General features: G+C 42.6%; 26 protein-coding genes. 20 read left to right on the top strand and 6 right to left on the bottom strand.

All coding sequences use genetic code 11. The features are described from left to right. From DQW11_RS08760 to DQW11_RS08770, 3 genes are all read left to right on the top strand, one after another. Entirely contained in the window at positions 1-3,063 is a 3,063-nt protein-coding gene (locus DQW11_RS08760; protein ID WP_113923665.1) for an efflux RND transporter permease subunit, read from the top strand. Further along, the gene (locus DQW11_RS08765; protein WP_113923666.1) at positions 3,063-4,412 is read left to right on the top strand and encodes a TolC family protein; all 1,350 of its coding nucleotides are present in this window, start codon (positions 3,063-3,065) and stop codon (positions 4,410-4,412) included. The genes DQW11_RS08760 and DQW11_RS08765 overlap by 1 nt, the downstream gene beginning before the upstream one ends. Positions 4,413-4,579: 167 nt before the next feature. Next, a complete protein-coding gene (locus tag DQW11_RS08770; RefSeq protein ID WP_113923667.1) occupies positions 4,580-5,980 on the top strand; it encodes an MltF family protein in 1,401 nt (466 codons plus the stop codon). On the opposite strand, the gene DQW11_RS08775 is transcribed toward DQW11_RS08770, so the two are convergent. After that, on the bottom strand, positions 5,977-6,690 hold the full coding sequence (locus DQW11_RS08775) for an SAM-dependent methyltransferase (RefSeq protein ID WP_113923668.1): 714 nt from the start codon (positions 6,688-6,690) through the stop codon (positions 5,977-5,979). The two genes, DQW11_RS08770 and DQW11_RS08775, sit on opposite strands and share 4 nt — an antisense overlap. Positions 6,691-6,829: 139 nt before the next feature. Between DQW11_RS08775 and DQW11_RS08780 the strand changes: the two genes are divergently transcribed. After that, positions 6,830-8,179: an amidohydrolase family protein gene (locus DQW11_RS08780; RefSeq protein ID WP_232826708.1), complete on the top strand. Its 1,350-nt coding sequence runs from the start codon at positions 6,830-6,832 to the stop codon at positions 8,177-8,179. A 164-nt stretch (positions 8,180-8,343) separates the two neighbouring features. Here DQW11_RS08780 and DQW11_RS08785 read toward each other — a convergent pair whose 3' ends face one another. From DQW11_RS08785 to dusB, 3 genes are all read right to left on the bottom strand, one after another. Next, positions 8,344-9,105 (bottom strand): alpha/beta fold hydrolase, encoded by a 762-nt coding sequence (locus tag DQW11_RS08785; protein ID WP_113923669.1) that lies wholly within the window; start codon positions 9,103-9,105, stop codon positions 8,344-8,346. Positions 9,106-9,157: 52 nt separating this feature from the next. After that, positions 9,158-10,057 carry a DMT family transporter gene (locus tag DQW11_RS08790; protein WP_113923670.1) on the bottom strand — a complete coding sequence of 300 codons (900 nt, stop codon included), beginning with the start codon at positions 10,055-10,057 and terminating at the stop codon, positions 9,158-9,160. A gap of 66 nt (positions 10,058-10,123) precedes the next feature. Next, the gene (dusB, locus tag DQW11_RS08795; RefSeq protein WP_113923671.1) at positions 10,124-11,113 is read right to left on the bottom strand and encodes a tRNA dihydrouridine synthase DusB; all 990 of its coding nucleotides are present in this window, start codon (positions 11,111-11,113) and stop codon (positions 10,124-10,126) included. Between the two features lie 37 nt (positions 11,114-11,150). Between dusB and DQW11_RS08800 the strand changes: the two genes are divergently transcribed. The 5 genes from DQW11_RS08800 (at position 11,151) to DQW11_RS08820 (ending at position 15,212) form a co-directional block, all read left to right on the top strand. Then, complete coding sequence (locus tag DQW11_RS08800) at positions 11,151-12,092, top strand: CPBP family intramembrane glutamic endopeptidase (RefSeq protein WP_113923672.1); 942 nt, start codon at positions 11,151-11,153, stop codon at positions 12,090-12,092. Beyond that, positions 12,085-12,291: a putative signal transducing protein gene (locus DQW11_RS08805; RefSeq protein WP_113923673.1), complete on the top strand. Its 207-nt coding sequence runs from the start codon at positions 12,085-12,087 to the stop codon at positions 12,289-12,291. The genes DQW11_RS08800 and DQW11_RS08805 overlap by 8 nt, the downstream gene beginning before the upstream one ends. Continuing rightward, positions 12,275-13,132: a phosphatidate cytidylyltransferase gene (locus DQW11_RS08810; protein WP_113923674.1), complete on the top strand. Its 858-nt coding sequence runs from the start codon at positions 12,275-12,277 to the stop codon at positions 13,130-13,132. Before DQW11_RS08805 ends, DQW11_RS08810 begins: the two co-directional genes overlap by 17 nt. A 71-nt stretch (positions 13,133-13,203) precedes the next feature. After that, a complete protein-coding gene (locus DQW11_RS08815) occupies positions 13,204-14,481 on the top strand; it encodes a Glu/Leu/Phe/Val family dehydrogenase (RefSeq protein WP_113923675.1) in 1,278 nt (425 codons plus the stop codon). Between the two features lie 71 nt (positions 14,482-14,552). Continuing rightward, positions 14,553-15,212 (top strand): phosphatidylserine decarboxylase family protein, encoded by a 660-nt coding sequence (locus tag DQW11_RS08820; RefSeq protein ID WP_113923676.1) that lies wholly within the window; start codon positions 14,553-14,555, stop codon positions 15,210-15,212. Positions 15,213-15,220: 8 nt separating this feature from the next. Here DQW11_RS08820 and DQW11_RS08825 read toward each other — a convergent pair whose 3' ends face one another. After that, complete coding sequence (locus DQW11_RS08825; protein WP_113923677.1) at positions 15,221-15,679, bottom strand: Clp protease ClpB; 459 nt, start codon at positions 15,677-15,679, stop codon at positions 15,221-15,223. A 49-nt stretch (positions 15,680-15,728) separates the two neighbouring features. Further along, complete coding sequence (locus DQW11_RS08830) at positions 15,729-16,106, bottom strand: hypothetical protein (protein ID WP_113923678.1); 378 nt, start codon at positions 16,104-16,106, stop codon at positions 15,729-15,731. 120 nt (positions 16,107-16,226) lie between these two features. On the opposite strand from DQW11_RS08830, the gene DQW11_RS08835 reads away from it, so the two are divergent. The 11 genes from DQW11_RS08835 to DQW11_RS08885 all read left to right on the top strand — a co-directional run bounded on the left by DQW11_RS08835 (position 16,227) and on the right by DQW11_RS08885 (position 26,508). Then, complete coding sequence (locus DQW11_RS08835) at positions 16,227-16,829, top strand: trimeric intracellular cation channel family protein (protein ID WP_113923679.1); 603 nt, start codon at positions 16,227-16,229, stop codon at positions 16,827-16,829. 301 nt (positions 16,830-17,130) lie between these two features. Continuing rightward, entirely contained in the window at positions 17,131-18,114 is a 984-nt protein-coding gene (locus DQW11_RS08840; protein WP_113923680.1) for a TRAP transporter substrate-binding protein, read from the top strand. Positions 18,115-18,210: 96 nt separating this feature from the next. Further along, positions 18,211-18,690, top strand: a complete 480-nt coding sequence (locus DQW11_RS08845) for a TRAP transporter small permease (RefSeq protein WP_113923681.1) — start codon at positions 18,211-18,213, stop codon at positions 18,688-18,690. Then, positions 18,687-19,961 (top strand): TRAP transporter large permease, encoded by a 1,275-nt coding sequence (locus DQW11_RS08850; RefSeq protein WP_113923682.1) that lies wholly within the window; start codon positions 18,687-18,689, stop codon positions 19,959-19,961. Before DQW11_RS08845 ends, DQW11_RS08850 begins: the two co-directional genes overlap by 4 nt. Positions 19,962-20,144: 183 nt before the next feature. Beyond that, a complete protein-coding gene (locus DQW11_RS08855) occupies positions 20,145-22,295 on the top strand; it encodes a TonB-dependent receptor (RefSeq protein ID WP_113923683.1) in 2,151 nt (716 codons plus the stop codon). Positions 22,296-22,306: 11 nt separating this feature from the next. Then, positions 22,307-22,963 carry a hypothetical protein gene (locus DQW11_RS08860; protein WP_113923684.1) on the top strand — a complete coding sequence of 219 codons (657 nt, stop codon included), beginning with the start codon at positions 22,307-22,309 and terminating at the stop codon, positions 22,961-22,963. A 72-nt stretch (positions 22,964-23,035) separates the two neighbouring features. Beyond that, positions 23,036-23,581, top strand: a complete 546-nt coding sequence (locus DQW11_RS08865; RefSeq protein ID WP_113923685.1) for a hypothetical protein — start codon at positions 23,036-23,038, stop codon at positions 23,579-23,581. A gap of 207 nt (positions 23,582-23,788) precedes the next feature. Next, on the top strand, positions 23,789-24,280 hold the full coding sequence (locus DQW11_RS08870) for a DUF2306 domain-containing protein (RefSeq protein WP_113923686.1): 492 nt from the start codon (positions 23,789-23,791) through the stop codon (positions 24,278-24,280). Positions 24,281-24,335: 55 nt separating this feature from the next. After that, positions 24,336-24,635: a hypothetical protein gene (locus tag DQW11_RS08875; RefSeq protein ID WP_113923687.1), complete on the top strand. Its 300-nt coding sequence runs from the start codon at positions 24,336-24,338 to the stop codon at positions 24,633-24,635. Positions 24,636-24,691: 56 nt separating this feature from the next. After that, positions 24,692-25,759 (top strand): sensor histidine kinase, encoded by a 1,068-nt coding sequence (locus DQW11_RS08880; RefSeq protein ID WP_113923688.1) that lies wholly within the window; start codon positions 24,692-24,694, stop codon positions 25,757-25,759. After that, on the top strand, positions 25,756-26,508 hold the full coding sequence (locus DQW11_RS08885; protein ID WP_113923689.1) for a LytR/AlgR family response regulator transcription factor: 753 nt from the start codon (positions 25,756-25,758) through the stop codon (positions 26,506-26,508). The genes DQW11_RS08880 and DQW11_RS08885 overlap by 4 nt, the downstream gene beginning before the upstream one ends. The last annotated feature ends 463 nt before the right edge of the window (positions 26,509-26,971 follow it).

Here is a 26,971-nt window from a genome sequence, read left to right on the forward strand (position 1 = left end):
ATGGCTAGTTTATCAAGTATCAGTATCAGCAGACCCGTCCTTGCCATAGTCATGTCATTGACCATCATGCTGTTTGGTGCGATTGGGATCAGTTTTTTGGGCATTAGGGAATTCCCAAGCGTTGATCCTCCGATTATCAATGTCAGGACCGCCTATGTAGGTGCTAATGCCGATGTCATAGAAGCGCAGATTACTGAGCCTTTGGAAGAAGCCATCAATGGTATAGCTGGGATCAAATCGCTCACTTCTATCAGCAATGACGGAACTAGTAACATTACTGTGGAATTTGATGTGGGGGCTGACCTCGAGGCAGCTGCCAATGATGTGAGAGATAAAGTTTCAGGAGCCCAGAGAAATCTACCTCCCGATGTAGAACCGCCGGTGGTATCAAAATCTGACTCTGATTCTCAGCCTATTGTCTTTTTGGCTGTGCAAAGCGCTACAAGGAATCTGTTGGATCTTTCAGACATTGCTTCTAATATTTTTAAAGAAAGACTGCAGACGATACCCGGTGTAAGTACTGTACAAATCTGGGGAGAGAAAAGATATGCCATCAGGTTGAGAATGGATCCATTGAAAATGGCCTCATATGGTGTGACTCCCTTGGATGTGCTGAATAAAGTCCAGAGTGAAAACATAGAGTTGCCATCAGGAAGGATCGAAGGAGCATCGATTGAGCTTTCCGTGAGAACCAAAAGTAGGCTGAGTACACCACAGGAATTCAATTCTTTGATCATCAAAGAGGACCAAAACAACATCGTTAGATTTCAGGACATTGGAAAGGCTGAAATGTCAGCTCTGAATGAAAGAACTGTTCTCAAAAAAGACGGAGTACCGATGGTAGGGGTGGTATTGGTCCCACTTCCCGGATCCAATAACATCGAGATTGTAGATGAGTTCTACAAAAGACTTGAAACAATCAAAAAGGATTTGCCAAGTGATATCCGTGTAGATATAGGTTTTGACTCCACTACATTCATCAGAAATTCTATTGCTGAGGTAGAGGAAACCATCGTCTTGGCATTTATTCTCGTGGTCATGATTATATTTTTGTTTTTGAGGGATTGGCGGACCACCTTTATTCCTGTTCTTACTATTCCCATTTCTTTGATTGGAGTATTTTTTATCATGTACTTGATGGATTTTTCAATCAATGTGTTGACACTTTTGGGCATAGTACTTTCCATTGGACTGGTGGTGGATGATGCTATTGTGGTATTGGAGAATATATATTCAAGGATAGAAAAAGGAGAAAATCCCAATACCGCTGCATCTGAAGGCTCAGAAGAAATTTTCTTTGCAGTAATTGCAACTACGGTTGCGCTTGCGGCGGTTTTCCTTCCTGTTATTTTCTTGACGGGCACCACAGGTAGGCTTTTCAGGGAATTTGGAATAGTGGTCGCCGGGGCAGTAATCATATCTGCTTTTGTGGCCTTGACCATGACTCCGATGCTGAGTGCCAAGTTATTGAAGAAAAGAGAAAAGCAAAACGCTTTCTACAATTGGACAGAGCCTTTTTTTATCTGGTTGAACAACCTATATGAAGTCACTTTAAATAAATTCATGAAAATAAGGTGGAGTGCATTTGCCATTATCATTGTCATGGGTTTTGGAATTTATTATTTCTTCAAAGTAATTCCTACGGAATTAGCACCAGTAGAAGATAGGGGAGAAATGAGGGTCATCATTTCAGGTCCTGAAGGAGCTACTTTTGGTTATATGGACAAAGTGCTGGATGAAATGACGGTGGATTTCACAAAACAAATCCCTGAAACTGAAAGAGCGGCAATTACCACAGTCACCTCCCCCGGGTTTGGTACTTCTAGTACCAATTCAGGATTCTTAAGGTTGATATTGGTGGACGCAGCTGATAGGGAGCGAAGCCAAATGGAAGTTTTTGGGCAAGTTTCCGGCATGATCAAAAAATATACCGCAGTGAGGGCTTTCGTTACCCAACCCCAGTCTATCGGTGATAGAAGAGGTGGTTTGCCTGTCCAATATGTAATCCAAGCACCTACTTTGGAAAAGCTGAAAGAAGTGATTCCTGCTTTTATGGAGAAAGCTGGACAAAGCCCGGTTTTCAGTTTCTCAGACATTGACCTAAAATTTACCAAACCCGAGATTGAGGTTGAGATCAATAGGGAAAAAGCGAGAAATGTCGGTGTCTCTGTGCAGGAAATTGCCAGAACCCTTCAGCTGTCCTATTCCGGTCAGCGATTTGCGTACTTCATCATGAATGGCAAGCAATATCAAGTTGTGGGTGAAATGCAGCTTGCTGATAGAAATGAGCCTGTCAATCTTAGAATGTTGTATGTGCGGGCCGATAATGGTCAGCTTATCCAACTCGACAATCTTGTAACCATCAAAGAAAAAAGCACACCTCCACAATTATACAGGTTCAATAGATTTGTAAGTGCGACTGTATCTGCAGGATTGGCAGACGGATATACCATCGGTGCAGGTCTGGACGAAATGGACAGAATAGCAGGAGAAGTGTTGGACGACACCTACAGCACGGACGTGGCCGGACTTTCCAAGGAATTCAGAGAGAGTTCCAACAGTTTGATATTTGCCTTCCTGTTTGCATTGGTGTTGATCTATCTGGTGCTTTCTGCCCAGTTTGAAAGTTTTATGGATCCTCTTACGATCATGTTTACCGTTCCTTTGGCATTGTTTGGGGCCTTGTTCTCACTTTGGATATTTGATTTCACTTTGAATATTTTCAGTCAGATCGGAATTATCATGCTCATAGGACTGGTGACAAAAAACGGGATCTTGATTGTCGAATTCGCCAATCAGCGAAAGGAGCAGGGTATGTCCATTGATGAGGCGATCATCGGGGCCTCAACGGCCCGATTCAGACCCATTTTGATGACAAGTTTATCCACTATCTTGGGTATCCTTCCGATCGCTTTGGCCCTTGGGGCAGGAGCAGAAAGCAGGGTGCCTATGGGCGTTGCCGTTATTGGTGGGTTGGCCTTTTCTACGGTTTTGACATTGTTTGTAATCCCTGCCATTTATACCTATTTAACATCCAAAAAAGGAAGTTTAGCAAGAGTCTAATGAGAAAATCACTTTTATTATTGGTGCTCAGTACATGGGCGACGTTTTCTCTTTTTGCACAGGAAGGAGAAAATCTTGATTTGGAAAAAGCAGTTCTGATCGGTTTGGAGAAAAACTATGGAATAAAGATTGCGGCAAACAATGTGGTCATAGCCGAAAGGGATATCAAAATAGGGGTGGGAAGTTTCTTCATGCCCGTAATTGATGCCAATGCTGTAAGGACTTTCAGTAAAGAAGACGTAGAGCAGACCTTTGTCACCAATCCTGAAAAACCCAATAAAATCGATGGTGCCAAATCCAATACAGAGAACTATTCTATAGTCGGGTTTTACGGTTTCAGACCTGAGACCATCTTTACTATCCAAAGGTTAGGGAAGCTTGCTGAAATCAGTGAATTGCAGGCAAAAGTTTTGGTTGAAAATACAGTGGCCGCAATTTCAAGTGCTTACTTTAGATTGGTCCTTGAATCCCAGAGATATAATGTACTTAGGACGACGCTCGATCTTTCTCAGGCAAGATTGGACATTGCCAAAGCAAGATATGAACTTGGCGGTGCGGGCCGAAGCGACTTCCTTACGGCACAGGTTGATTACAACGCCGACTTGTCCCTTCTTACGAATCAGGAATTGGTAATAAAAAATGCTAAGATCAATATCAATGAATTATTGGCACTTCCTCCAACCACCAATTTTGTGGTAAATGATTCCATTGTGATTGAAAATCACCTTGGACTCGAAGAGTTACTTGAAAATGCAAATACCAACAACAAACAATTTCTCTTAACGCAGAGACAGGAAAATGATGCTTATTTAGCGCTAAGAGAAACCCAAGCTTTAAGACTACCTACTGTCAATCTGAACGGAGCATATAACAACAATACCTTCAAATCTGATGCAGGCTTCTTGCTTCAAAACCAAAGACAGGGTTTCAATTATGGAGCTACTGTGTCATTGAATCTATTCACTGGTTTTACTGTAAATAGGAGGATTCAAAATGCACGAGTCCAAAAGCTGAATGCAGAATATGCCGTGCGAGATATGGAGATTTTGATGAACTCAGATATCCAACGAGCTTACAACACTTATCTTACCAACAAAGAGCTTCTTGAAATTGAATATGTCAATTATAAAGTAGCCACTGAGAATGCCGATATCGCTTTGGAAAGGTTCCGGTTGGGTATATCCGATTACTTACAATTCAGGGATGCACAATTGAATTTGCTGACAGCCGAGAACCGGCTGATCACTGCAATTTTTAATATCAAAGAAATGGAAATTGAGCTGATGAGGCTTTCCGGAAGGATTTTTTACCAAGAAGGAAAGGAAAATTTTCAATTAACCATTGATTAAGAACATCCTTTATAAATAGCTGAATATCAAATATATAAAGCACCTTTGAATTTTCATTGGTGCTTTTTTATGCAAAAAAATGTATTTCATAACGTGAAAAATTTGGTATGTAAATTGCTTTGTACGACCTTTGTATAAACCAATGTCCCGAAAGGGTCACCAATGGAATGAAAAAGACAGCAATCAATTTACTGTTTTTGATAATTTTGACAATTTTTGGGTTTCAATGTACCCTGTTTGAAAGGACCGAAACTGAGATAAGTTTTTGGGAGAATCCTGTCCAGTTGGACTTGGATGAAATAAAGGAAAGAGGATATATCAGGGCTGTTGTAGACAATTCTTCCACCAGTTATTATATATATAGGGGAAGAAGAATGGGGTATGAATTTGAAATGCTCAAAACCCTTGCCTCATCACTTGATGTCCGGCTACACCTCATCGTAAAATCGGATATTGAAGAGGCCTTTTATCTACTGAATACCGGAAAAGCCGATATCATTGCCATGAACTTGGCTGTCAGTGAGGATAGGAAGAAATTTGCTTCTTTTACTTCTCCAATCGGGAGTATGGGAACTGTTTTGGTCCAAAAAAATGGACCTTTGAAAGTTTCAGACCCTAAGGATTTGAACGACAAAGTAATCCATATTCAAAAAGATGCCATTTTCAAATCCCAGCTTTGTTCACTTCAAAATGACCTAGGCATCAAATTGTCGGTTTTGGAAGAAAAAGGAAACAGTGACTTTTTTGTCAGCAAAGTTAATAGTGGCGAAATAGAATATACAGTGGTGGATAAAGTCGCTGCCATGGTCAATGCGTCTTATTACAACGACATTGACATCGAGCTGGAAATAAGCCCGAAAACAGAAGTAGCATGGGCGGTTCGGAAAAATGCACCGCTTCTTCAGTCAGAGATCAACCAATGGATAACAAACAAAACCAAATCGGGATATATAAGGACATTGTATGCCAAGTATTTCCAAAATTCAAGAAATAACCATTACAGGTCAAACAGTTCATTTTCCTCACTTGGAGGAAACAAAATCTCACAATATGATGATCTGATCAAAAAAGGAGCGGAGAATCTTGGTTGGGATTGGAGGATGTTGGCATCCTTGGTCTATAAGGAATCCGGTTTTGATACCACAGCCACGTCATATGCAGGTGCTACCGGTCTGTTACAGCTGATGCCTGTGACATTGGAGCGCTTTGGGGTAACAAATCCCAATGATCCTGTCCAAAGTCTTATGGGTGGAGTCAATTACCTGAAATACCTTGATAAGTTTTGGAAAGAAAGAGTTCCTGAAAGCAATGAAAGGATCAAGTTTATCCTTTCTTCTTACAATATAGGTCATGGCCACGTCCTAGATGCTTGGAATCTGGCATTAAAGTATGGAGGCAATACCCAAAGCTGGGAAAATGTCTCCCATTATTTGACTTTAAAATCAGATCCTAAATATTACCGAGATCCCGTAGTTAAAAGTGGATATGCAAAAGGTCATCTTGCGGTCTCTTATGTAGAAGACGTGCTGACGCTGTACGACTCTTACCGCGTGCTCATACAACCTTAATTTCCGGCGTACAATACAAATACAACAGGAATTTTGTGCAGGTCCAGTTGTGACTTTCTCCACTCTGAAATAGGTTTGGTGAGGATCATTTCATCTGGACCTGTTATATTTTTTGCGATACAAAGCCTCGTATCGGGATGAAGTGTACTCTTCAAATCTTCCATCAGATGATTATTTCGAAAAGGCGTTTCCATAAAGATCTGGGTCCTGTTGTTTTTTGCAGATTCAGTTTCCAGGTTTTTTATAGCAAGAATCCTGTCCTTCTTCTCGATTGGCAAATACCCGTGAAAAGCAAATGATTGTCCATTGAATCCGGAGCCCATCAGGGCCAAAAACATGGAACTTGGACCTGAAAGCGGGACGACCTTGATCCCTTTGCCATGGGCATAAGCTGCAGCTGCCGAACCCGGATCCGCGATCCCCGGACAGCCAGCCTCAGACATGACACCTACATCCTGTCCCTCAAAAAGAGGTTTCATAATCCTTTCCAACTCCGCGCCTTTGGTGCTTTTGTCCAAAATTTCAAATCGCAATTCTTCGATATTTAGGCCAAGACGAAGACTGCTGATATACCGCCTTGCAGTGCGCGTATTTTCCACCAAAAAATAACTTAGATTCTTCACAGTTTCTTTTACCTGAGGGCTGATGACCTTGTCAGCTGTATTTTCAGCCAGCACAGTTGGGATCAAAAACAGTTTTCCTTTACTCATAAATGTTTGAAATGGGACTGACAAAGATGAGGAAAAACTTAAAGCCGAATACCAAAGCCTTCATTTCATTTACATGGTTGGCAATTTTTAAATCGATTTTATTCTCTAAATTTTAAACTTCAATCTATCCGTATTTTCCATGAAAACAAAGATTTTGAAAAAGGCATTTTGGGCTGTGACCCTTTTGTTTTTTATTTCCTCCGGAGTCCAATCACAAAACATAAAAGCCCTTGTCGGAGGCACCATGATCGATGGCTTTGGTGGACCGCCTCTCCGAAATTCTGTTATCATCATCGAAAATGACAGGATCAAAGAAATAGGGCAGGTGGGGACCTTGGCGATTCCATCCGGTGCCGAAGTAATTTCCACCGAAGGAATGTCTGTTCTTCCCGGACTTTGGGACATGCACGTCCACCTGATGCTCAACGGGCACAGCAATTATACCCATTGGGACAGTACCTATATCGATATCTTTGAGTCGGTCATCATGCCGTCTTCAGCGCACCAACTCCTGATGGCCGGAGTCACCAGTGCACGCGAACTTGGCGCACCGCTTGAAGCCAGTATCAATGTCAGAGACAGGATCAATAAAGGAGAAATCCCCGGACCGACAGTCTATGTGTCCGGACCTTTTATTCAAAAAAAGCCATATCCAAGAACAGAGGAATTCCGATGGGGAGTAAACGGAGTCCAGGATGCGCGAAACAAAGTCAAAATACTGGTTGATGCGGGGGTGGATGTCATCAAGCTGATCGATCAGGATGAGATGACTTTTGAGGAAGCAAAAGCAGTGGTAGATGAAGCGCATAAATATGGCAAACCTGTCGTCGGGCATTCGCATCGGCCTGACGAAATCAGGGTTGGATTGAAAATAGGAATTGATTGTTTTGAACATACAGGGCTTTCTTCTGCGCCGGAATATCCTGCCGACATCCTTGAAATGATCAAAGAAAGGACTGCCAAGATGAACATGGGACCTTTGTTTTGGACACCAACTGTGGAAGGTCTCTACAACTACGAGTATATGCGCAATAATCCTGAAAAACTTGATGACCCCTCTTGGCACCTCGATTTGCCGGACTCTATCATCAGAGATATCAGGGCTTCTTTGCGGTATCCTGGAAGAATGCCTTACTTTCAGTTGACGCCTGTCCGTAAACCTACTTTGGAGAAAAAGATCAACCAGCTCAAGGATGCCGGAGTGGTCTTGATGATCGGAACAGATTCGGGTATTCCCATGAAATTCCATAGCCAAAGTACATGGAATGAATTGGATGTCTGGGTCAATGAATTTGGGTTTGACCCGATGCTGACCATCAAGGCTGCTACTTATTGGCCGTCGGTGGCGATGAGAGTTGACCAGGATTATGGAACTATCAGTGAAGGAAAATATGCCGACATCATTGCTGTCCGCGGAGATGTCCTGCGCTATATCAGCTTACTCCAAAATGTGGATATGGTGATCAAACATGGGAAGAGAGTGAAATAAGTATTCAGTCCACAGTCTATAGTCAACAGATGCATGTTTTGAAGTTCAAGCCAAATTTTGGATAGATAGGATTTTTGGCAAATGTGAAACAAAAAAATTATTGAAATTTTACCACAAAAGGCACAAAAGGAATTTTTCTTTTGTGCCTTTTATAGTTAATCCAATCAACCTAAAAATGCCCTTACTACCTCTATCACCGCACCGGGCTGTTCGGCATGAAGCCAATGTCCTGCATTTTTGATATAGATAATGTTACTGTTAGGAAAAAGTCTTGAAATATCGCCTTTGTCGCTTTCTTTGATATAATCTGAATTTTCCCCTCCCATAAACAAGGTCGGATTGTCAAAGGATTGATCGGAGTCGATTTCTTCACCAACAATCTCAATTTTCTCTGTAATGGTTTTAAGGTTGATTTTCCATTCAAATCCCCCTTTTTCATTTCTGCCAAGGCTTTTGAGTAGAAACTGTCTGATCCCCATGTTCTTGATATATCCGGACAAAATGTCATCAGCATCTTTACGTGACTTTATTTGGCCGATCGGAATGGCATTGAGCCCTTCCAGGATTACTTGATGGTGAAGCGGATAGTATCTTGGGGCGATGTCGGCTACAATCAGTTTTTTAACCTTTTCAGGATATTGCAGGGCAAAGGCCATCACGGTTTTGCCGCCCATAGAGTGCCCCATCAGGTAAGCGGATTTAATACCTTCAGACTCCATCAATTCATTCAAATCTTCTGCCATTACCTGGTAATTCCAATCCTCACTATGAGGGGAATCACCGTGATTTCTTTGGTCCACAAGATAAAGTGTATACTCTTTTTCAAGTTCCTTGGCAATACTGAACCAATTATCCGCCGATCCAAAAAGCCCATGAAGGATAATCAGCGTTTCGCCGGTTCCGGTTTTTTTATAGTTGAGTTTCATTTGATTCAATGTTTAAATAAGTTGTTCCCTTATTTCCAATATGCTCATCGGGTTACTTCCTATTCCCAATCCAAACCCCAAAAATCACGGCCACTATTCCAAAGTAATGTCCCGGTAGCAGAACCTCTCCATCAAGCAATCCCCACATAATCGCTACTACCGGAATCAGGTAAGTGACCGAACTGGCAAATACCGGAGTAGCCACCTTGACCATAATATTGAAAAGGATCAGGGCAATGGCTGTACCGAGTACGCCAAGCAGGGTAATGTAACCGGCAGCCTCTGCCGCGCCTTCGACATGGAGTATTTTGAAGGAAAATTGCGTAAAGGCAAACAAATAAATCAGCGCCATGGGCAATACCATCAACAGCGAAAGTGCGGTAATTGCAACGGGCTTGAGTTCAACAAAACGGTACTTGATGATATTCAGGTTGAATCCGTAACAAATACAGGCAATCAATACATAGAAAGCGTAGGAGTTGATTTCAGAAAAATCCCCGAAATAGGTACCTTCCTTTACCATCAAAAGGATAACCACTCCGACAAAGGCGATGGCCAATCCTATTCCGTTTCTTTTGGTAATCCTTGCATTAAAAAAAAGGGCTCCAATAACAACCACAAATAAAGGCGTCATGGCATTAAAAACACCTGTCAGCGAGGAACTGAGTTGTGTTTGGGCCTTGGCAAAAAGAAATGCTGGAATAAAACTCCCCATCAATCCGACAATAATGAGGTTTTTGACCTGTCTTTTTTTCAGGGTTTTTAGCCTCGGCAATGAAAGCGGCAATAGAACCATTCCCGCAGCCACGATCCTAAATGCGCCGACTTCTCCGGGAGAAAATATTTCCAGGCCTCTTTTGATCAAAATAAAAGAACTTCCCCAGATCAGTGCCAACACAATGAGAAACCCCCATGCCCTCAAGGCGCCTTCTGCTTGGATATCTTTGGTCATGTTTTGTACAGGGAAGAAAGGAGTGATCTTGACGGGAAAATCAGGAATTTTTTACAAAATCCGAATTCAAAATTGATAGTCGGCAAAAACCTCACCTACTTCTTCCAAAAGAGCAGCTACTTCTTCATAGGTTTCTGCTGTCACCATCTGGCTTCTGTATGGTTTGAAATTGGGCATGCCACGGAAGTAATTCGTGTAATGCCTTCTCATTTCAAGGATTCCCTGCTTTTCACCTTTCCATTTGACAGAAAAGTCAAGGTGTTTTTTGGTGACATTGATTCTTTGTTCAAGGTCTGGTCCGGCAAGTTTTTCTCCGGTTTCGAGGAAATGTTTGATTTCATTGAAGATCCAGGGATACCCGATGGATGCCCTGCCGATCATCATGCCGTCGACATTGTATTTGTCTTTGTATTCTCTGGCCTTTTCAGGCGTGTCGATATCGCCATTTCCAAAAACGGGGATGTGTAACCTTGGATTGTCTTTGACCAGGTTCAGGTATGACCAATCTGCTTCGCCTTTGTACATCTGCTGACGGGTACGGGCATGGATGCTAATGGCTTGGATTCCCACATCCTGTAGTCTTTCTGCAACCTCTACGATACGTATGGTATCATGTGACCATCCCAATCGGGTTTTGACTGTAACAGGAATTTTCACCCTCTTGACAATCTCTGCGGTCATGGAGACCATTTTATCTATATCGAGTAAAATCCCTGCACCGGCACCTTTGCAGGCTACTTTATGTACAGGACAGCCATAGTTTATGTCCAATATATCCGGACCGGCAGCTTCTGCAATGGCAGCGGCTTCCCTCATGGATTCTATTTCTGCTCCAAATATCTGGATGCCCACCGGACGCTCATATTCAAAAATGTCAAGTTTTTGGATGCTTTTGGCTGCATCCCTGATCAAGCCCTCAGAGCTGATGAATTCTGTATACATCAAATCCGCTCCGTTATCTTTACAAACCGCTCTAAATGGAGGATCACTGACATCTTCCATGGGAGCAAGCAATAAAGGGAACTCCCCTAATTCTAAGTTTCCGATTTTAACCACTTCCTAATTCTAATTTTCGTGTAAATTTACCGCAATTATGGATATATATAAAACCCAAGTACCCATCACCACCAAAAGTAATTGGCTTTTGTCTATTGTGGTGATGGTTTTAGTCACTTTTGGCGTATTGATTCTTTTGCAAGGCCTCGGACTTTTACTTCTTCCCTTCCTTTTTGGCATCCCCCTCGAAGAGCTGACAGCCTTATTTACTGCAGAATCCGAACACCCAAACGGCCGGATGGCTTTCCTTTTTGTCCAGGGACTTGGTGGCGGACTGGGCTTTTATGTTGCGGCACTCCTGATTTCCAAGGTGATAGATAAAGCTGATTTTGGTTGGCAACAACAAATGTCAAGGTTTAAGTTCATGGGATTTGCGCTGACATTGGTAATTATGACAGGGTCGGTTTTGTTCAACAGTATTTTGATTGATTGGAATGCCAAAATCATATTGCCGGAATTTCTCAGCGAATTGGAACAGATGATGAGGTCCAAAGAGGATGAACTGATGGCTTTGACAAAGTATTTGACCGATTTTGAAAATGTAGGGGAGTTTTTGATGGGAATCCTGGTCATCGGGGTTTTGGCAGGAATCGGGGAGGAATTTTTGTTCAGAGGAGTTCTGCAACCCAAGTTGCAGTTATTCACCGGAAATGCGCACGTGGCGATTTGGTTGTCTGCATTTATATTTTCAGCCATCCATTTTCAATTTTATGGATTTTTCCCAAGGATGGTACTTGGAGCCATATTCGGTTACCTTTACCTCTATTCAGGAAGTCTCGTCTATCCCATTATCGGCCATATTCTTAATAATACTTTCACGGTGGTGTTGGTTTATTTGAATAAATTGGGCAAACTGGAATTCAATATTGAGGAAACAGAGCAGGTATCTGTACCCATCGCCCTTCTAGGCCTGGTGATTTTGGTAGTAGGATTAAGGCTGTTTAAAGAGAAATCTCAAATAATAGGATCAGATGGATAACTGGCAGAAAGTATTTTCCGATGGCTCGCCTGTAAGGGCTGAGATTGTCAAATCAGTCTTGGAGGAAAACGGAATCCCTGCAGTCGTGATGAATAAAATAGAATCTGTCTACCGGATACATGGGCAGTATGAGGTGATGGTACCCCAGATTGAGTTTTCGAAAGCACTAAATATTGTCAAGAATGAGATCTCCTTTTAGAGTCAGAGACAGATTTAACATAAATAATTACAGTAATCTTGGCCAAAGGGTAATCACAGGCATCATCGGCGCCGGTATCATTGTAGCCGGCTCCATCATCAGCCCTTGGCTTTATTTTCTGATTTTTGGATTGATACTCGCATTTTCCCAAATGGAATTCTACAAGCTCTCGGGACTTGACGGCATGTTGCCCTTAAAAAGTTTCGGGACGTTTTTGGGCTTGAGTATTTTTACACTTTCGTTCTTTATCGGGATGGAGCACCTGAATGAAAAATATTATTTCCTGATCTTTCCCCTGGCCTCTCTGGTTTTCTTTATCAAACTTTATAGGAAATCAGACAAGAAACCTTTTACGGGAATTGCCTACACATTTCTGGGTTTGTTTTACGTGGCTGTGCCTTTTTCCCTGCTCAATGTAGCCGCATTTTCAGTAGATGGTTCTTTTCACTATGAAGTTATCATCGGATCCTTGTTTATCCTTTGGGCTTCGGATTCGGGAGCTTATTTTGCCGGTACAAAATTTGGCAAGACCAAACTTTTTGAAAGGGTATCTCCTAAAAAATCCTGGGAAGGTTTCTTGGGAGGTGCTGCATCGGCCTTCTTGGTTGCCTATTTTCTAGGAAAAAATTTTAAATCCATCGAGGAATGGCAATGGCTCGGGATAGCAACCATCATCATCATTGCGGGAACATACGGAGACCTGATAGAGTCACTTTTCAAGAGGAGTATTGAGATCAAAGACTCTGGAAAATCCCTTCCCGGACACGGAGGGTTTATGGACCGTTTTGACGGATTGCTATTATCCGCTCCATTTATAGCTGCTTTTTTGAAAATCTTCTAAAATTGCCCATAGCATATTAAAAATCTCCTTAATATTGTACCAAAATTAACAGTCAACTAAATAAACCCAATATGGCTTACATTGAACCGGCTCCGATCTTGGATAAAGAAAATCCACTGGAGTCCATGATGGAAAGATTTCACATTGCTGCAGAAAAACTAGGTCTCTCAGAAGAGATCTACAACGTGCTAAAAAATCCCGCCAAACAAGTTATCGTCTCTCTTCCGATTACCATGGACAATGGTAAAATTAAGGTTTTTGAAGGGATACGTGTGATTCATTCCAATATCCTGGGACCTGCAAAAGGTGGGATAAGGTTTGCTCCTGACGTACACCTGGATGAAGTAAGGGCACTTGCAGCATGGATGACATGGAAATGCGCCGTGGTTGACATTCCTTATGGAGGAGGAAAAGGTGGAGTGAGGTGTAATCCAAGGGAAATGTCTGCCGGTGAAATAGAAAGATTAGTGAGGGCCTATACCTTGGCGATGATCGACGTATTCGGACCGGATAAGGATATTCCTGCGCCGGATATGGGAACCGGTCCAAGAGAAATGGCTTGGTTGATGGATGAATACTCCAAAGCACACGGGATGACTGTCAATGCTGTCGTTACCGGAAAGCCGTTGGTATTGGGTGGGTCGTTGGGAAGAACCGAAGCCACCGGTCGTGGTGTCATGGTGACTGCGTTGGCCGCCATGCAAAAACTCAAAATCAATCCTTTCCAAGCTACCTGCGCAGTTCAGGGTTTTGGAAACGTGGGCTCATGGGCAGCTTTGCTTTTGGAGGAAAGAGGCTTGCGGGTTTTGGCCATCTCAGATATTTCGGGAGCTTATTTCAATGCCAATGGCATCAATATCCAAGAGGCAATTGCTTATAGAGACAGCAACAAAGGGACACTTGAGAATTTTACAGGTGCTGAAAAACTGGCAGATGCCATGGACTTGCTTGAACTGGAGGTAGATGTCCTTGTTCCTGCTGCCGTAGAAGATGTCATCACTATCGCAAATGCGGATAGGATCAAAGCCAAATTGATCGTAGAAGGAGCCAATGGTCCAACTTCTGCCAAAGCTGATGCCATACTCAATGACAAGGGCATCATGGCAGTGCCGGATATTTTGGCAAATGCAGGAGGAGTGACTGTCTCTTATTTTGAATGGGTTCAAAACAGACTTGGATACAAATGGACTGCCGAGAGGGTCAACAGAAGGTCTGACAGGATCATGAAAGATGCTTTTGACAACGTATATGAGGCTTCAATCAAGTACCAAGTCCCAATGAGAATCGCAGCATACATCGTAGCAATAGACAAAGTTGCCAAAACCTATACATATAGGGGAGGATTTTAAGGCCAAAAAAAAGTTTTTACTATATTTGGGGCGTGAAGGTCAACTTTCACGCCCTTTCAATTTTATAGAAAATGAGTATTCACAGAGAAGGTAGAACATTGTTATTTTGGCTATTGCTCATCTTGGTAGCAATTAATTTTGGATTGAACAGGTGGATTCCCGAGCAGGAAACCACCCTCAATGTGGTGTTATTGGTAAGTGTTGTTTTTTATCTATTGATCCTGCAGTTTTTCCGCAATCCTTATTTACAGCTTCCAAACGAAGAAAAACTTGTATTTGCACCTGCAGATGGAAAAGTGGTGGTGATCGAAGAAACCACCGAAACTGAATACCTGAACGACAGAAGAAAGCAGGTTTCCATTTTTATGTCCCCACTTAATGTCCATGTCAATAGGTCTCCTGTTGCCGGTATTGTGGAATTTTTCAAATACCACCCGGGAAAATATCTGGTCGCCTGGCATCCCAAATCTAGCACCGAAAACGAGCGTACTACGATGGTTATCTCCCACAAATCCGGTGTTAAAATCCTTGTCCGTCAGATTGCCGGTGCTTTGGCCCGTCGGATCAAGTGGTATGTAAAAGAGGGAACACCTCTTGCCCAAGGGGGTGAATTTGGATTTATCAAGTTCGGTTCGAGAGTGGATGTCTATCTTCCCCTAGATGCTGAAGTTTTGGTAAGTCTTGATGAAAAAACCAAAGGTGGCAGAACCCCGATTGCGAGGTTAAAGTAAGACTATGCTTATGACCTTTTCCAAAAAAGGAAAGACAAAACCGCGGTACTGAGAAAGAAGATGAAAGTCAGCCATTCATAAGTCCTGCTTTCTGATTTTTCTTCGATTGCAATCCCCTCTTTTTCTGCTAATTGCCTTTTGAGCAAGGCTATTTCCCGTTCCTGCTTTTGCGAAATGAATTTGTAGTCATTCTTTTCGTAGGTGATTTCGGTTTTTTCGATCTCGCTGAGCATCTTCAGTTCTTCCATGATCTGATTGTCCTTTTGGATGATGCGCTCCATCCAATCATTGGTTTCGATCATGTCTTTCTTGGTCCGGTTGCCAAAAATCCCGGTTTTTTTAGATTCAGAGGCTTTCCATGCCGCGTGCATGTCTGTCCTTTCGGTGACAAGTTTATCCAGTTTGGCCTGGGCAAAAAGTGAGATTGGAGCAAGCAACAAAAGGAGTAAAAGGTATCTTTTCAGCATTTCAAGTTCTTTTTACTTATCCCTTTCAAAATTTATGCCGATAGTCGGCCTACCTTGTTTTTAATTTGCTTCCGGTTTTTCTTTTGAAAGTACCTTGTCTTCTTTTTCCGTTGGTGTAAAAGTTATACATAAAGTTCATCGCAAAAACTGCTATGGTCAAGGGAATGAACAGGTCCGGGGCCATAATTTTGATTCCAAAAAGTATCACAAGGGAGGCTAAAATTCCTGTTTTGAAAGTAGTGTGGCTTTCAGGATATACCTTCCCGATCAAAAAGAGACTCAAGCCTTCAATCAAAATCAGAAGGAAAATCAGGTAAGTCAACATCTCCGACATGGTTGTGTCATTGGACCAAACTACCCAAGCAAGTCCGGCTGCCACCAAAATCAAACTCGCAGATTGTATCGATACATTCAGTCTTTCTCTCATAAGTTATTGGGGTTTTCTTGTTTGATTAAGTTAGGAATTTACCATATAAAATCAAAAATCCAGCATTCACTTTTACATGGACCTGAAATAGGTTTTCTTTGATAAATATTCCCAACTCAAATGGATCTCCAATATCCTTTAGAACTGATCGGTACTTTTGTTTTTGCCATTTCCGGCGCTTTGGCGGTCAGGGACCGAGAGCATGATATCTTTGGAGCGGGATTTACAGGATTCATCACTGCTATCGGAGGAGGTACGCTCCGTGATGTGTTGTTGGGGGCTTATCCTTTGGTTTGGATAGGAGATGTCTATTTTCTTTATGCGATTTTTGCAGGGGTTTTCACTGCTTTTGTTTTCCCAAAAATCATGTTGAAAATGAAGAAGACAATGTTCCTGTTTGATACGCTCGGGATTGGTTTTTTCACTGTTCTTGGCGTTGAAAAATCCCTAAGTCTTGGTGTCAGACCCGAAATTGCCGCCATCATGGGGATGTTTTCTGCTGTGATGGGCGGCGTCATCCGCGATACCCTGACCAATGAAATACCCATTCTTTTCCGCAAGGAAATCTATGCTTCAGCATGCCTTGCGGGTGCTATTCTTTATTTGGTTTTGAATTATTTGGGTCTTCACAGAGATATCAACCTGCTGGTATCCATTTCGGTGATTATCAGTATCAGAATGATTGCGGTCAAGTATAAGTTGAGTCTGCCGAGATTGGATTAAATTTTTTGGGTATTGGTTTTATGGTTATCCACTTCTTTGCCAGTATTTCTTAATATTCTGCAACGGGACGGAAGACCTCCGCCTGTCGTCGGGCAGGGATGTACTTAGCTTCTAAGTCCGAATCCAGAATCAGAATAAATATCTCATATACTGGCATCCTTGCAAACATCCATAATTGGTTTAAATCAAATATGTTTCAACAAGAGAGCGAATAGTCTACCATTTATTTAAAAAGCAGATTTTTTTCAATAAATTATTGACTCATACCATTTTCCCTCAGGCTTGGCATCCAAAACCCAAAATGATCAAAAACCTTGTCTTTTATTTCCTGGTTTTCTCAGCCTTGTCGGCATGTAGGCAGACTGAGTCAAAATCCAAACCTGAATACACCCTTCGGTTTGGCCACCTCGCCAATGAAAACAATATCTGGCACAAAGCAGCATTGAAATTTGCTGAGGAAGTTTTTGTACGCTCGGACGGAAGGGTGGAAGTCAAAGTCTATCCCAACGAACAGCTTGGAAAGGAAATGGACATGATCACAGGGATTTTGGGAGGGAGTATGGACATCATGGTCACAGCAGAATCACTGGAAAACTGGAGCCTTCCTTATGCCATATTATGTGCCACCCCTTATGCAATCAGGGATTCTGAACACCTTCAAAAAGTAGCCGGTGGACCCATTGGTAAAGAAATAGAGGCCCATATTACCGAAGTTGCTGGTCTAAAGCCCATTGCATGGTTTGAAAGGGGAGCGAGAAACCTGACCACCAACACACCAATCCGACATCCAGATGACCTCAAAGGACTGATTATACGGGTTCCAAATGTTTCTCTTTACGTCGCTACTTGGAGTGCTTTGGGAGCCAAACCAACACCAATGGCTTTTTCCGAAGTTTTCACTTCTCTCCAACAATCCACAATCCATGGGCAGGAGAATCCTTTGGCTTTGATCCGGAATGCGGGACTTTATGAAGTGCAGAAATATTGCAACTTGACCGAACATGTCAAAGGATGGGCTTACGTGGTCATGGGCAACAAGAAGTTTGAAAGCATGCCGTCTGATTTACAGCAAATCATATTGGAATCAGCCAATGTCATGCAGGCCTATGAACATGAACTGTACCTAGAACAAGAAGAATTGGATTACCGGTTTTTGAAAGAAAAAGGAATGGAATTTATCGAAGTAGACAAAGCAGCATTTGAAAAACTTGCCAGCGAAGCGGTCATGGCGAGCTTTACGGAAGAACAAAAAAAGCTTTATAAAAGAATCCAGGAAGTAAGATGAAATAGGAAAGTTTAAAGGGTAAGCACCTATTTTCAAGAATGCCACACCTATCTCAAATCTCAAATCTCAAATCTCATGTCTCAAATCTAGTATCTCATGTCTCAAATCTCACAAACTACCATGGATAAAATATTGGAATGGGCCGTCACGATCAGCTTTATGTTGATGATTGTGACTGTCATGCTTCAGGTAATTGCGAGGATTGCCCTTCCATGGTCTCCCCATTGGACTGAAGAAATGGCAAGATTCTGTTTTATCTACATGGTTAGCTTGGGTGCAGGACTTGCGGTCAAAGACAGGTCATATATCAATGTCTCCTTGTTTCTAGACTGGTTAGATGTCAAAGCACGTATTTGGATGGATACTTTCATTCTGCTATGTATCATTCTTTTGATGCTGTGCATGTTGGTTTTTAGCATTCCATTAATGGACATAGTGAGCCTTCAAGATTCTGCTTCTTTGAAAATCAATATGGCCTTTATGTATTTTTCCATGACGTGCATGTCCGCGTTTGTGGCAATTTATTCAATTATCGAACTTCAGAAAAACATCAAGAAAATCTTTCGAAACCAATGACCATTCTACTCTTTGTCGTATTTCTGTTGCTGTTGGTTGTGGGATTTCCCGTTGCGTTTGCATTGGGTTTGGCTTCATTTGTATATATCCTTTTTTCAGATTTACCCTTTATAGTCATCCCCCAAAAAATGTATGCAGGGCTTGATGTTTTTGTGTTGCTCTCCATTCCCGGATTTGTTTTGGCAGGCAACCTGATGAATGCCAGCGGTATCACACACAGGATCATTCAATTGTGCAATGCACTTTTCGGACACATCCGTGGAGGTTTGGGCTTGGCCAACGTTGGTGCATCGATGGTATTTGGCGGAATATCAGGTACTGCGATTGCAGATACGGCTAGCATTGGGTCGGTGATGATTCCTGCCATGGTAAAAGAAGGATATGATGCCGACTTTTCTTGTGCTGTTACGGCAACCTCCTCCACTATTGCGCCGATTATTCCTCCGAGCTTACCCATGATTATTGCGGGAACATTGACCGGATTATCAGTCGGGAAGCTATTTATTGCAGGCATTATCCCGGGTTTATTGTTGGCCTTGGGATTGATGTTGGTCACCTACATTATTTCGGTCAAAAGAAAATATCCCAAAAACCCCAGAGTTTCATTTTTGGAAATGGCCAAGAGTTTCTATCAGGCATTTTGGGCCATTTTGATGACGCTTTTAATTCTTTTTGGAATTATTGGGGGAGTGTTTACACCAACAGAAGCCTCCATTGTTTCCGTGGTTTATGCCATGGCGATCGGGATTTTTGTCTATGGGGAACTCAAATTCAGGATGATTCCTAAGATTATCCTAGAATCCGCCAAGATGACTGCTTCCTTGATGGTTTTGGTTGGTTTTGCCAATCTCTTTGCCTGGATCATGACTGTAGAGGAGATTCCCCAAATGATCGCCCAAAGCCTTTTGAACATCACCGAAAACAAGATTTTGCTCTTATTGCTCATCAACTTGTTGCTTCTGATTGTTGGGGCATTTATGGAGACCATTGCCTCTTTGCTGATTCTTTTTCCGGTCTTGCTGGGTGTGGCAGTTCATGTAGGGGTAGATCCGACGCAGTTTGCCATGATTATGGTGATGAATTTGGTTATTGGTCTTACTACCCCTCCTGTGGGGGTCTGCCTTTTTGTGGCTTCCAGTATCGGCAAGATTCCCATGGAAAAGATTGCAAAGGCAGGATTGCCGTTTCTCTTGGTGAGCTTGATTGTCTTAATGCTCGTGACCTTTGTGCCGGGGGTTTCTCTTTTTCTCCCTTCCTTGTTTTATGATTGAAAAATAAGTCTATAGACCATGGTCAATAGTCCATAAGCAGCGGCTATGGACCATGGACTATGAACCATGAACGAATTAACAATCCCCCATTTCCCACACTTCATCCACCTAATCCTACACTTCAGTCAGCTTTAATTTTTTGGCTTTGCCTTTCTCCACACTTTTGGATCAAATATCAAAGCAATGAAGGCACTTTTCACTATCTGTTTGTTTTTTCTCGTCAACCTGACCTTGGCCCAAACCACGATCAAGGGGATTGTCAAAGACAATAAGGGAGAGACTATTCCCGGTGTGAATATTTTTCTAAAAGGCACTTATGAAGGTACGTCCTCGGAGGTCGATGGAAGCTACGAATTGGCAACTGACGAAACAGGAAAGTTCATTTTGGTTTTTCAAGCCATGGGTTTCAAATCCCAAGAATTTGAAATCGACCTGAACGGGTCAGCCCAGACCTTCAATCCCATCCTGAAGGAAACCATCAATGAAATGACTGCCGTGACCATCACCGCCGGCGCAATGGAAGCTTCGGATGAGAAAAAAGCGGTAGTCTTGAGACCGATTGATATTGTGACTGTGCCTTCGGCTATGGGCGACATCATCGGCGCTTTTCAGACTTTGCCCGGCACAGCCAATGTGGGAAATGACGGCCGCCTTTTTGTCCGTGGCGGCGATGCATCAGAGACTTCGATTTTTATAGACGGGATGAAAGTCGGAAATGCTTTTGGTACCACGGCTTCCAATGTTCCCACACGAACACGCTTCAATCCCAATCTTTTCAAAGGCTCTTTCTTCAGCACTGGAGGCTATTCGGCAGAATACGGACATGCACTTTCGTCGGCTTTGGCACTCAATACGGTAGATATGCCGATGAGAAACCAAGGAGACATCAGCGTCATGTCAGTGGGTTTGGGTTATTCACAGACTTTGGTTGGGGAGAAAAACAGCCTCACAGCTACCGCCAATTACATGGACTTGTCGCCCTATCAGGCCATGGTCACCCAGAATTTTGATTGGGAAAGAGCTCCTTACGGTTTTGACGCTGAAGTCTCTCTCAGACAAAAGTGGGGCAATAGCGGCATGGTCAAGGCCTATGCCCACACCGAATCGGGAGGAATGAAAATCTGGCAGAAAATCCCCGGTTCAGAAGGTCGCGGCCAATTGGTTGACCTCAAAAACCATTATACTTTCACCTCCGGATCTTTCAAACAAATCGGGGAAAATGACTGGAGTTATTATGGAGGCATTTCCTATTCCAATAACGTGGATGAATTTACATTGGACCAGATAGCCATCAGAAACCAAAACCAGGTAGTACATGCAAAAGCGGTGGCATTGAAAGGTTTCTCAGATAAATTTTCGCTAAAGACAGGTTTAGAATCCTACCTATTCAGCTATGAGGAAGGATTGAAATCAGAAAATCTGGTCAGGGATTTCGATGACCTCCAGGCCAATATTTTTACCGAGGCAGATTATTATGTCAGCAACAAACTGATCTTCCGAGGCGGTCTCAGGGCTGGCCACAGCACTTTGGCAGATCAGACTTGGTTGGATCCAAGGTTTTCTTTGGCCTACAAATTCGAAAATGAAGGCCAACTTTCCTTGGCTGCCGGGCAATTCAGCCAAATGCCTGTCGAGGAACTAAGGATCGCAAAGCCTGAAGTTCAAAATACCATTGCGAACCATTTGATCTTGAATTATTTCCTGACCAAAAACGGGAGGACCATCCGCGCCGAGGCATTTTACAAGGATTACAAAAAGATTCTTACTTATGAAGGAACCCAATATTTCTACCGAAACATCCAGCAAAACGGTTCGGGCTATGCACAGGGTTTCGATGTCTTTTATCGGGATCAAAAGACAGTCAAAAACACGGATTTCTGGGTAACTTACAGCTTTGTGGACAGCAGGAGAAAGTTTGCACAATTTACCGAAATGGTGCAGCCAGGTTTTGCGCCAAGGCATAATGCTTCGATTGTGATCAAGCATTTTGTATCGGGATTGAAATCCCAACTCGGAGGTTCATTTGCGATCAATGACGGCTATACTTATACCGATCCGAATTTTGCAGGACAGATGAATGCCAAAACCAAAGGATTCCGGGATCTGAGTCTGAGCTGGAGTTACCTGCCAAAACCGAATTTGATTATCCATTTTGCCTGCTCCAATGTATTGGGAAGGGACAATATTTTCGGTTACCAATTTAGCCCAAAGCCAAATGAATCAGGCAAATACGAGAGCCTGCCCATCAGACAGACTGCGCCAAGATTCATATTTCTCGGCATATTCCTGACACTCTCCAAAGACAAAACAGCAAACAATTTAAACAACTTATAAAACTAGAAACCATGAAAAAGCACACACTGATTATCGCATTGATGATGTTCGTTGCCACTTTTGCCAACGCTACCAATGAAGCCTACGAAAAAGCCATGATGAAAGAAATTCAGGCTTTGGGGAAGGCAGGGCCTGTTTCAGAACTTCAAAAATCCGCCAATGCTTTTGCGAGAATCGCAGAAATGAATGCCGGAGAATGGCTTCCTGACTATTATGCTGCTGTAGCGTTTGCCAATATGGGAATGAGGGCACAGGGAGGCTTGGAAGAAAAAGACGGATACCTTGCCCAAGCCAAAAAACACATCGAAAAAGCAAATGCGCTTTCGCCCAACAATTCTGAAATCGTAGCCGTGCAGGGATTCATTACAATGGGAGAACTTGCCGCCGATCCAAATTCCAGAGGACAAAGTCTTTCCGGATTGGCAATGCAGACTTTTGGCAAAGCAATCGAGCTCAACAGGCAAAACCCCCGGGCAATCATCCTGATGGCACAGATGGAATATGGAATGGCGCAGTTTTTTGGTCAGGGACCCGAAAAAGCCTGTGGCTTGGTAGAGGCGAGTTTGGGACTATTTGCCAAAGAAGCCGCTGAAGCCAATGAAGGAAACCTCAATCCGTCTTGGGGAAAAGGCATGGCGGAAGAAATGAAAGAAAGAACCTGTAAATAATTAAATCCACCTTCCTGAGTCATTTCAGGAAGGTTTTGACAATTCCATTTTATAATCAAAATAAATACTTCCATGAAAACCACGCTATTTTCCCTAATGATGTTGATGTATTTTGGCTCTTCGGTTTTTGCGCAGGAGCAAAAAATGCCCAATTCAGGTCTTGGAATTGGTTTCCAGCTTAATCAGTTTCAAGATGATTTTGCCTTTGGATTGAATATGACCAGTCCTGAAATTTTGAATGGAAATGCCGCTTTCCGGCTCAAAGCCAATCAGGTCTATTTTGAGCACCTGTTGGATGGCGAATACGTTTGGAGCGGTTACCAAAATGTCTCCTTGGGTTTTGTGGGATATGGAGGAAAAGTTGGCCAAGACATCCGCCTGTATGGTGAAGGAGGCTTGGTTGGCATATTTCCTTCAGACAGATTTTCCTCAGAATCCTTTAGGATGAGTACCTACGGAACTTTTGGCTTTGAGTTTTTCCCAACTCCGAGGTTCAACTACTTCCTAGAATTAGGAGTGATGACCTCCCGTGCCAGAGCCGACAAAATCGCAGGAAGTCCATTTTATTCTAATGGATTTGTGGCAAGTGTTGGGTTCCGAATAAACCTTAAAGATTGAAAAACTTTAGTATATCAAATTAAAATGTCTTGAGGAAATGATGCCATTAGAATGGTGATTCAAAATAATTCTTGCCATAAGACTGAAATGTACGGTACATCCCTGCCCGACGACAGGCGGGGGTCTTCGGTCTTCTGTCCCGTCTATTGTCAACTTTAGGGTTGTTTGCAAACAAGCTGACATCTATAAAACTAATTCAAAAAATCTATGTCCAGTCTATTCAGTAGTGAAATCGGTTTAATCCATTTTATAGCCTCTGTTTTGGCTTTGATACTTGGTTCGGCGGTATTGCTGATGACCAAAGGAAGCAAAAGGCATATCCGTATGGGGTATTTCTATGTGGCAAGTATGGTTGTCCTGTTGGTGACTGCCTTTATGCTCTACAACTTATTTGGCAAATGGGGGATTTTTCATTATTTCGCAGTAATCAGTTCTGTCACTTTGGCTTTGGGGATGATTCCGATTTTCTTGCGAAAACATTTCAAAAATTGGGCTTATCTTCATTTCTCCTTTATGTATTGGTCTGTGATCGGTCTCTATGGGGCATTTGTCAGTGAGATGATGACGAGAATTCCCGAGACTCCCCTATACAATATGGTTGGATTGGCCACCGGTGGAGTGATGTTGTTCGGTGGGATTTTGTTTGGCATCAACAAACCCAAGTGGATGAAAATGATGGCATCAATATCGAGAAATTAGACAAAAGGGATTGTTTCTGACCTACCCAATTGAATGTGTCCTAAATTAATTGACTATGAAAAAGAGCCTTTGGAATGTTAAGTCCGGCAATTTTCTGATTGCCGTTTTGCTCCTGATTCTTACATCTTCTTGTGCCGAGAATGTGCCTATTGACGAATGTCTGACCGGGGAGACTCATGGGTTTTTTTGGGGATTGTGGCATGGGTTCATTGCTCCGATCAGTCTGGTGATCAGTCTGATTGACAAGGATGTCGCCATGTTTGCGGTGAACAATGACGGTTTTCTCTATGGATTGGGCTTCCTGCTCGGCTCCGGCGGTTGGGGGATATTGGCTTCCAAAGCAAAAAAGCAATGATACATTTAGATTCAAATAGGGATTTCTCAAAATAAACCTCCTTCAAGGAAAAACCAATGAGCAAAAGTTTCTATAGTTCAGCTACCATCTTCAATTCCGCCAAGCGGTTTTTCCTATTGAATTTTGGGATTTCCACGATGTTGATGCTGATTTCCTGCCCCACCTGTTTTTTGTCTCTGGAGGGGATTTCATCGATTATCCCAGACTGGGTTTTTTCATTTCTGATGTCGGCTTCTCTGAGTATGGGGGGATTTAAGGTGGAGGAGTATTTTGACTCTCGGATATCCTGGATCGAAAAACCTGTGAAAAGACTTGTCCTGACGGCTGCAGCTTACATGGTTTATTCTTTTATCGTCAGCTTTATTTTAGTATTGGGGTATGTAATGGTCACGGTGGACGGGGTCAATTTGATGAATGTCCAATACACACGAATCTTGGAAAATACCCTGATGCCGATTTCGGTTGCCTTGATGATCATTACCATTTTTATTTCCAGGTCTTGGCTGTACGAATGGAGATCTGCGGCCATCGAAGCCGAACAGCTCAAATCAGAAAAATTTGCCAGCCAATACCAATCCCTCAAAGACCAACTCAATCCCCATTTCCTTTTCAATTCCCTGAATGTACTTTCCAACCTTGTCTATGAAAGTGCCGACAAGTCTGCGGAATTTATCCAACAGCTTTCAAAGATTTACCGGTATGTGCTCGATGTCCAAAACAGGGAACTTGTAGGCTTGGAAAAGGAAGTGGTTTTTGCGGAAAACTACCTGAGTCTACAGAAAATCCGCTTTGAACAAAGCTTGGAATATTTCATCGATGTCAACCAAATGAAAGGTTGGAACATTCCTCCACTTTCGCTGCAGCTACTTTTGGAGAATGCCATCAAGCACAACATCGCGAGTATGGAGAAGCCTTTGAAAATCTTTATCCAACAAACTCCGGATTCTCTGATCGTCCGGAATAACCTCCAACCCAAACTTACCAAAGAAGTCGCCGATAGCGGAATAGGTCTGGAAAATATCGAAAAGCGCTATGCACTGCTTAGTGATAAAAGCCCCAAAATAACCAAGACCGGAACAGAATTTATCGTCGAGCTGCCACTCCTCAAACTGGAAAAATCATGAAAATCCTGATCATAGAAGATGAGCGGCCTGCTGCCAACAGGTTGAGGCAATTGGTGTTGGATTTGCTTCCGACTGCGGAGATTTTTGGACACCTGGACAGCATCACTTCAGCTGTGAAATGGCTGGAAACAAATGTGTTCCCGGACCTCATTTTCTGTGATATCCAATTGGCCGACGGGCAGAGTTTTGAGATTTTTGAAAGGGTAAAAGTCAGTTCACCGATTATTTTTACCACAGCCTTTGACCAGTTTGCAATCAAGGCATTCAAGTTGAACTCGGTCGATTACCTCCTCAAACCCATTGATCCAAAGGAATTGGCACAAGCCATCCAAAAATTCCAATCCCAACAAGTCAGGCCGGGCATTGAACTTCAGCAGATCAGGGAATTGCTTTCCCCAAATGCAAGTCATTATAAAAGCAGGTTTTTAGTGAAGTTTGGAGAAAAGATCCAAAGCGTGCAGACGGAAGATGTTTCCATTTTTTACAGTGAAGAAAAAGTTACTTTCCTGCAGACTGTGGAGGGGAGAAAATATATTTTGGATTATACGCTTGACCAGTTGGAAGCCATGTTGGACCCAAGGAAGTTTTTCAGATTGAACAGAAAATATATCGCTTCCTTTTCGGCCATCGCCGAAATCCACACCTACTCCAACAGCCGCCTCAAAATCAAATTGGCAAATTGTAGCGACAACGACATCCTGATCAGCAGGGAGAAAGTAGGGGAATTTAAGGATTGGTTGGATGGGTGAAAGGGAAGTACGAAGTACGATGAACCAAGTACGAAGTAGTAAAAGGTAAGAGACGAGAGGTAGGAAAGTACGAAGTACCATTTACCAAGTACAAAGTATCGGAACCGGAAGTGGTTAGAGATGAAATTAACTTCTCCCTGTCATACCGACCAGAAGGAGATATCTTTTTGAAGGATGAGGTTTTTGTTTTTCAAGACTTCTCCTTCGTCGAAGTGACAAGGCAAAGCTTTCATGATTCTTGACATTATACCGAATAGGTCGGTTGTTGGAACTTGGATAAAAAGTGAAATTAACTTCTCCTTGTCATATCGACCAGAGGGAGATATCTTTTTGAAGGATGAGGTTTTTGTTTTTCAAGACTTCTCCTTCGTCGAAGTGACAAGGCAAAGCTTTCATGATTCTTGACATTATACCGAATAGGTCGGTTGTTGGAACTTGGATAAAAAGTGAAATTAACTTCTCC

It is taken from the genome of Cognataquiflexum aquatile, assembly GCF_003316845.1.
In the GTDB taxonomy this organism is placed as follows: Bacteria; Bacteroidota; Bacteroidia; order Cytophagales; family Cyclobacteriaceae; genus Cognataquiflexum; species Cognataquiflexum aquatile.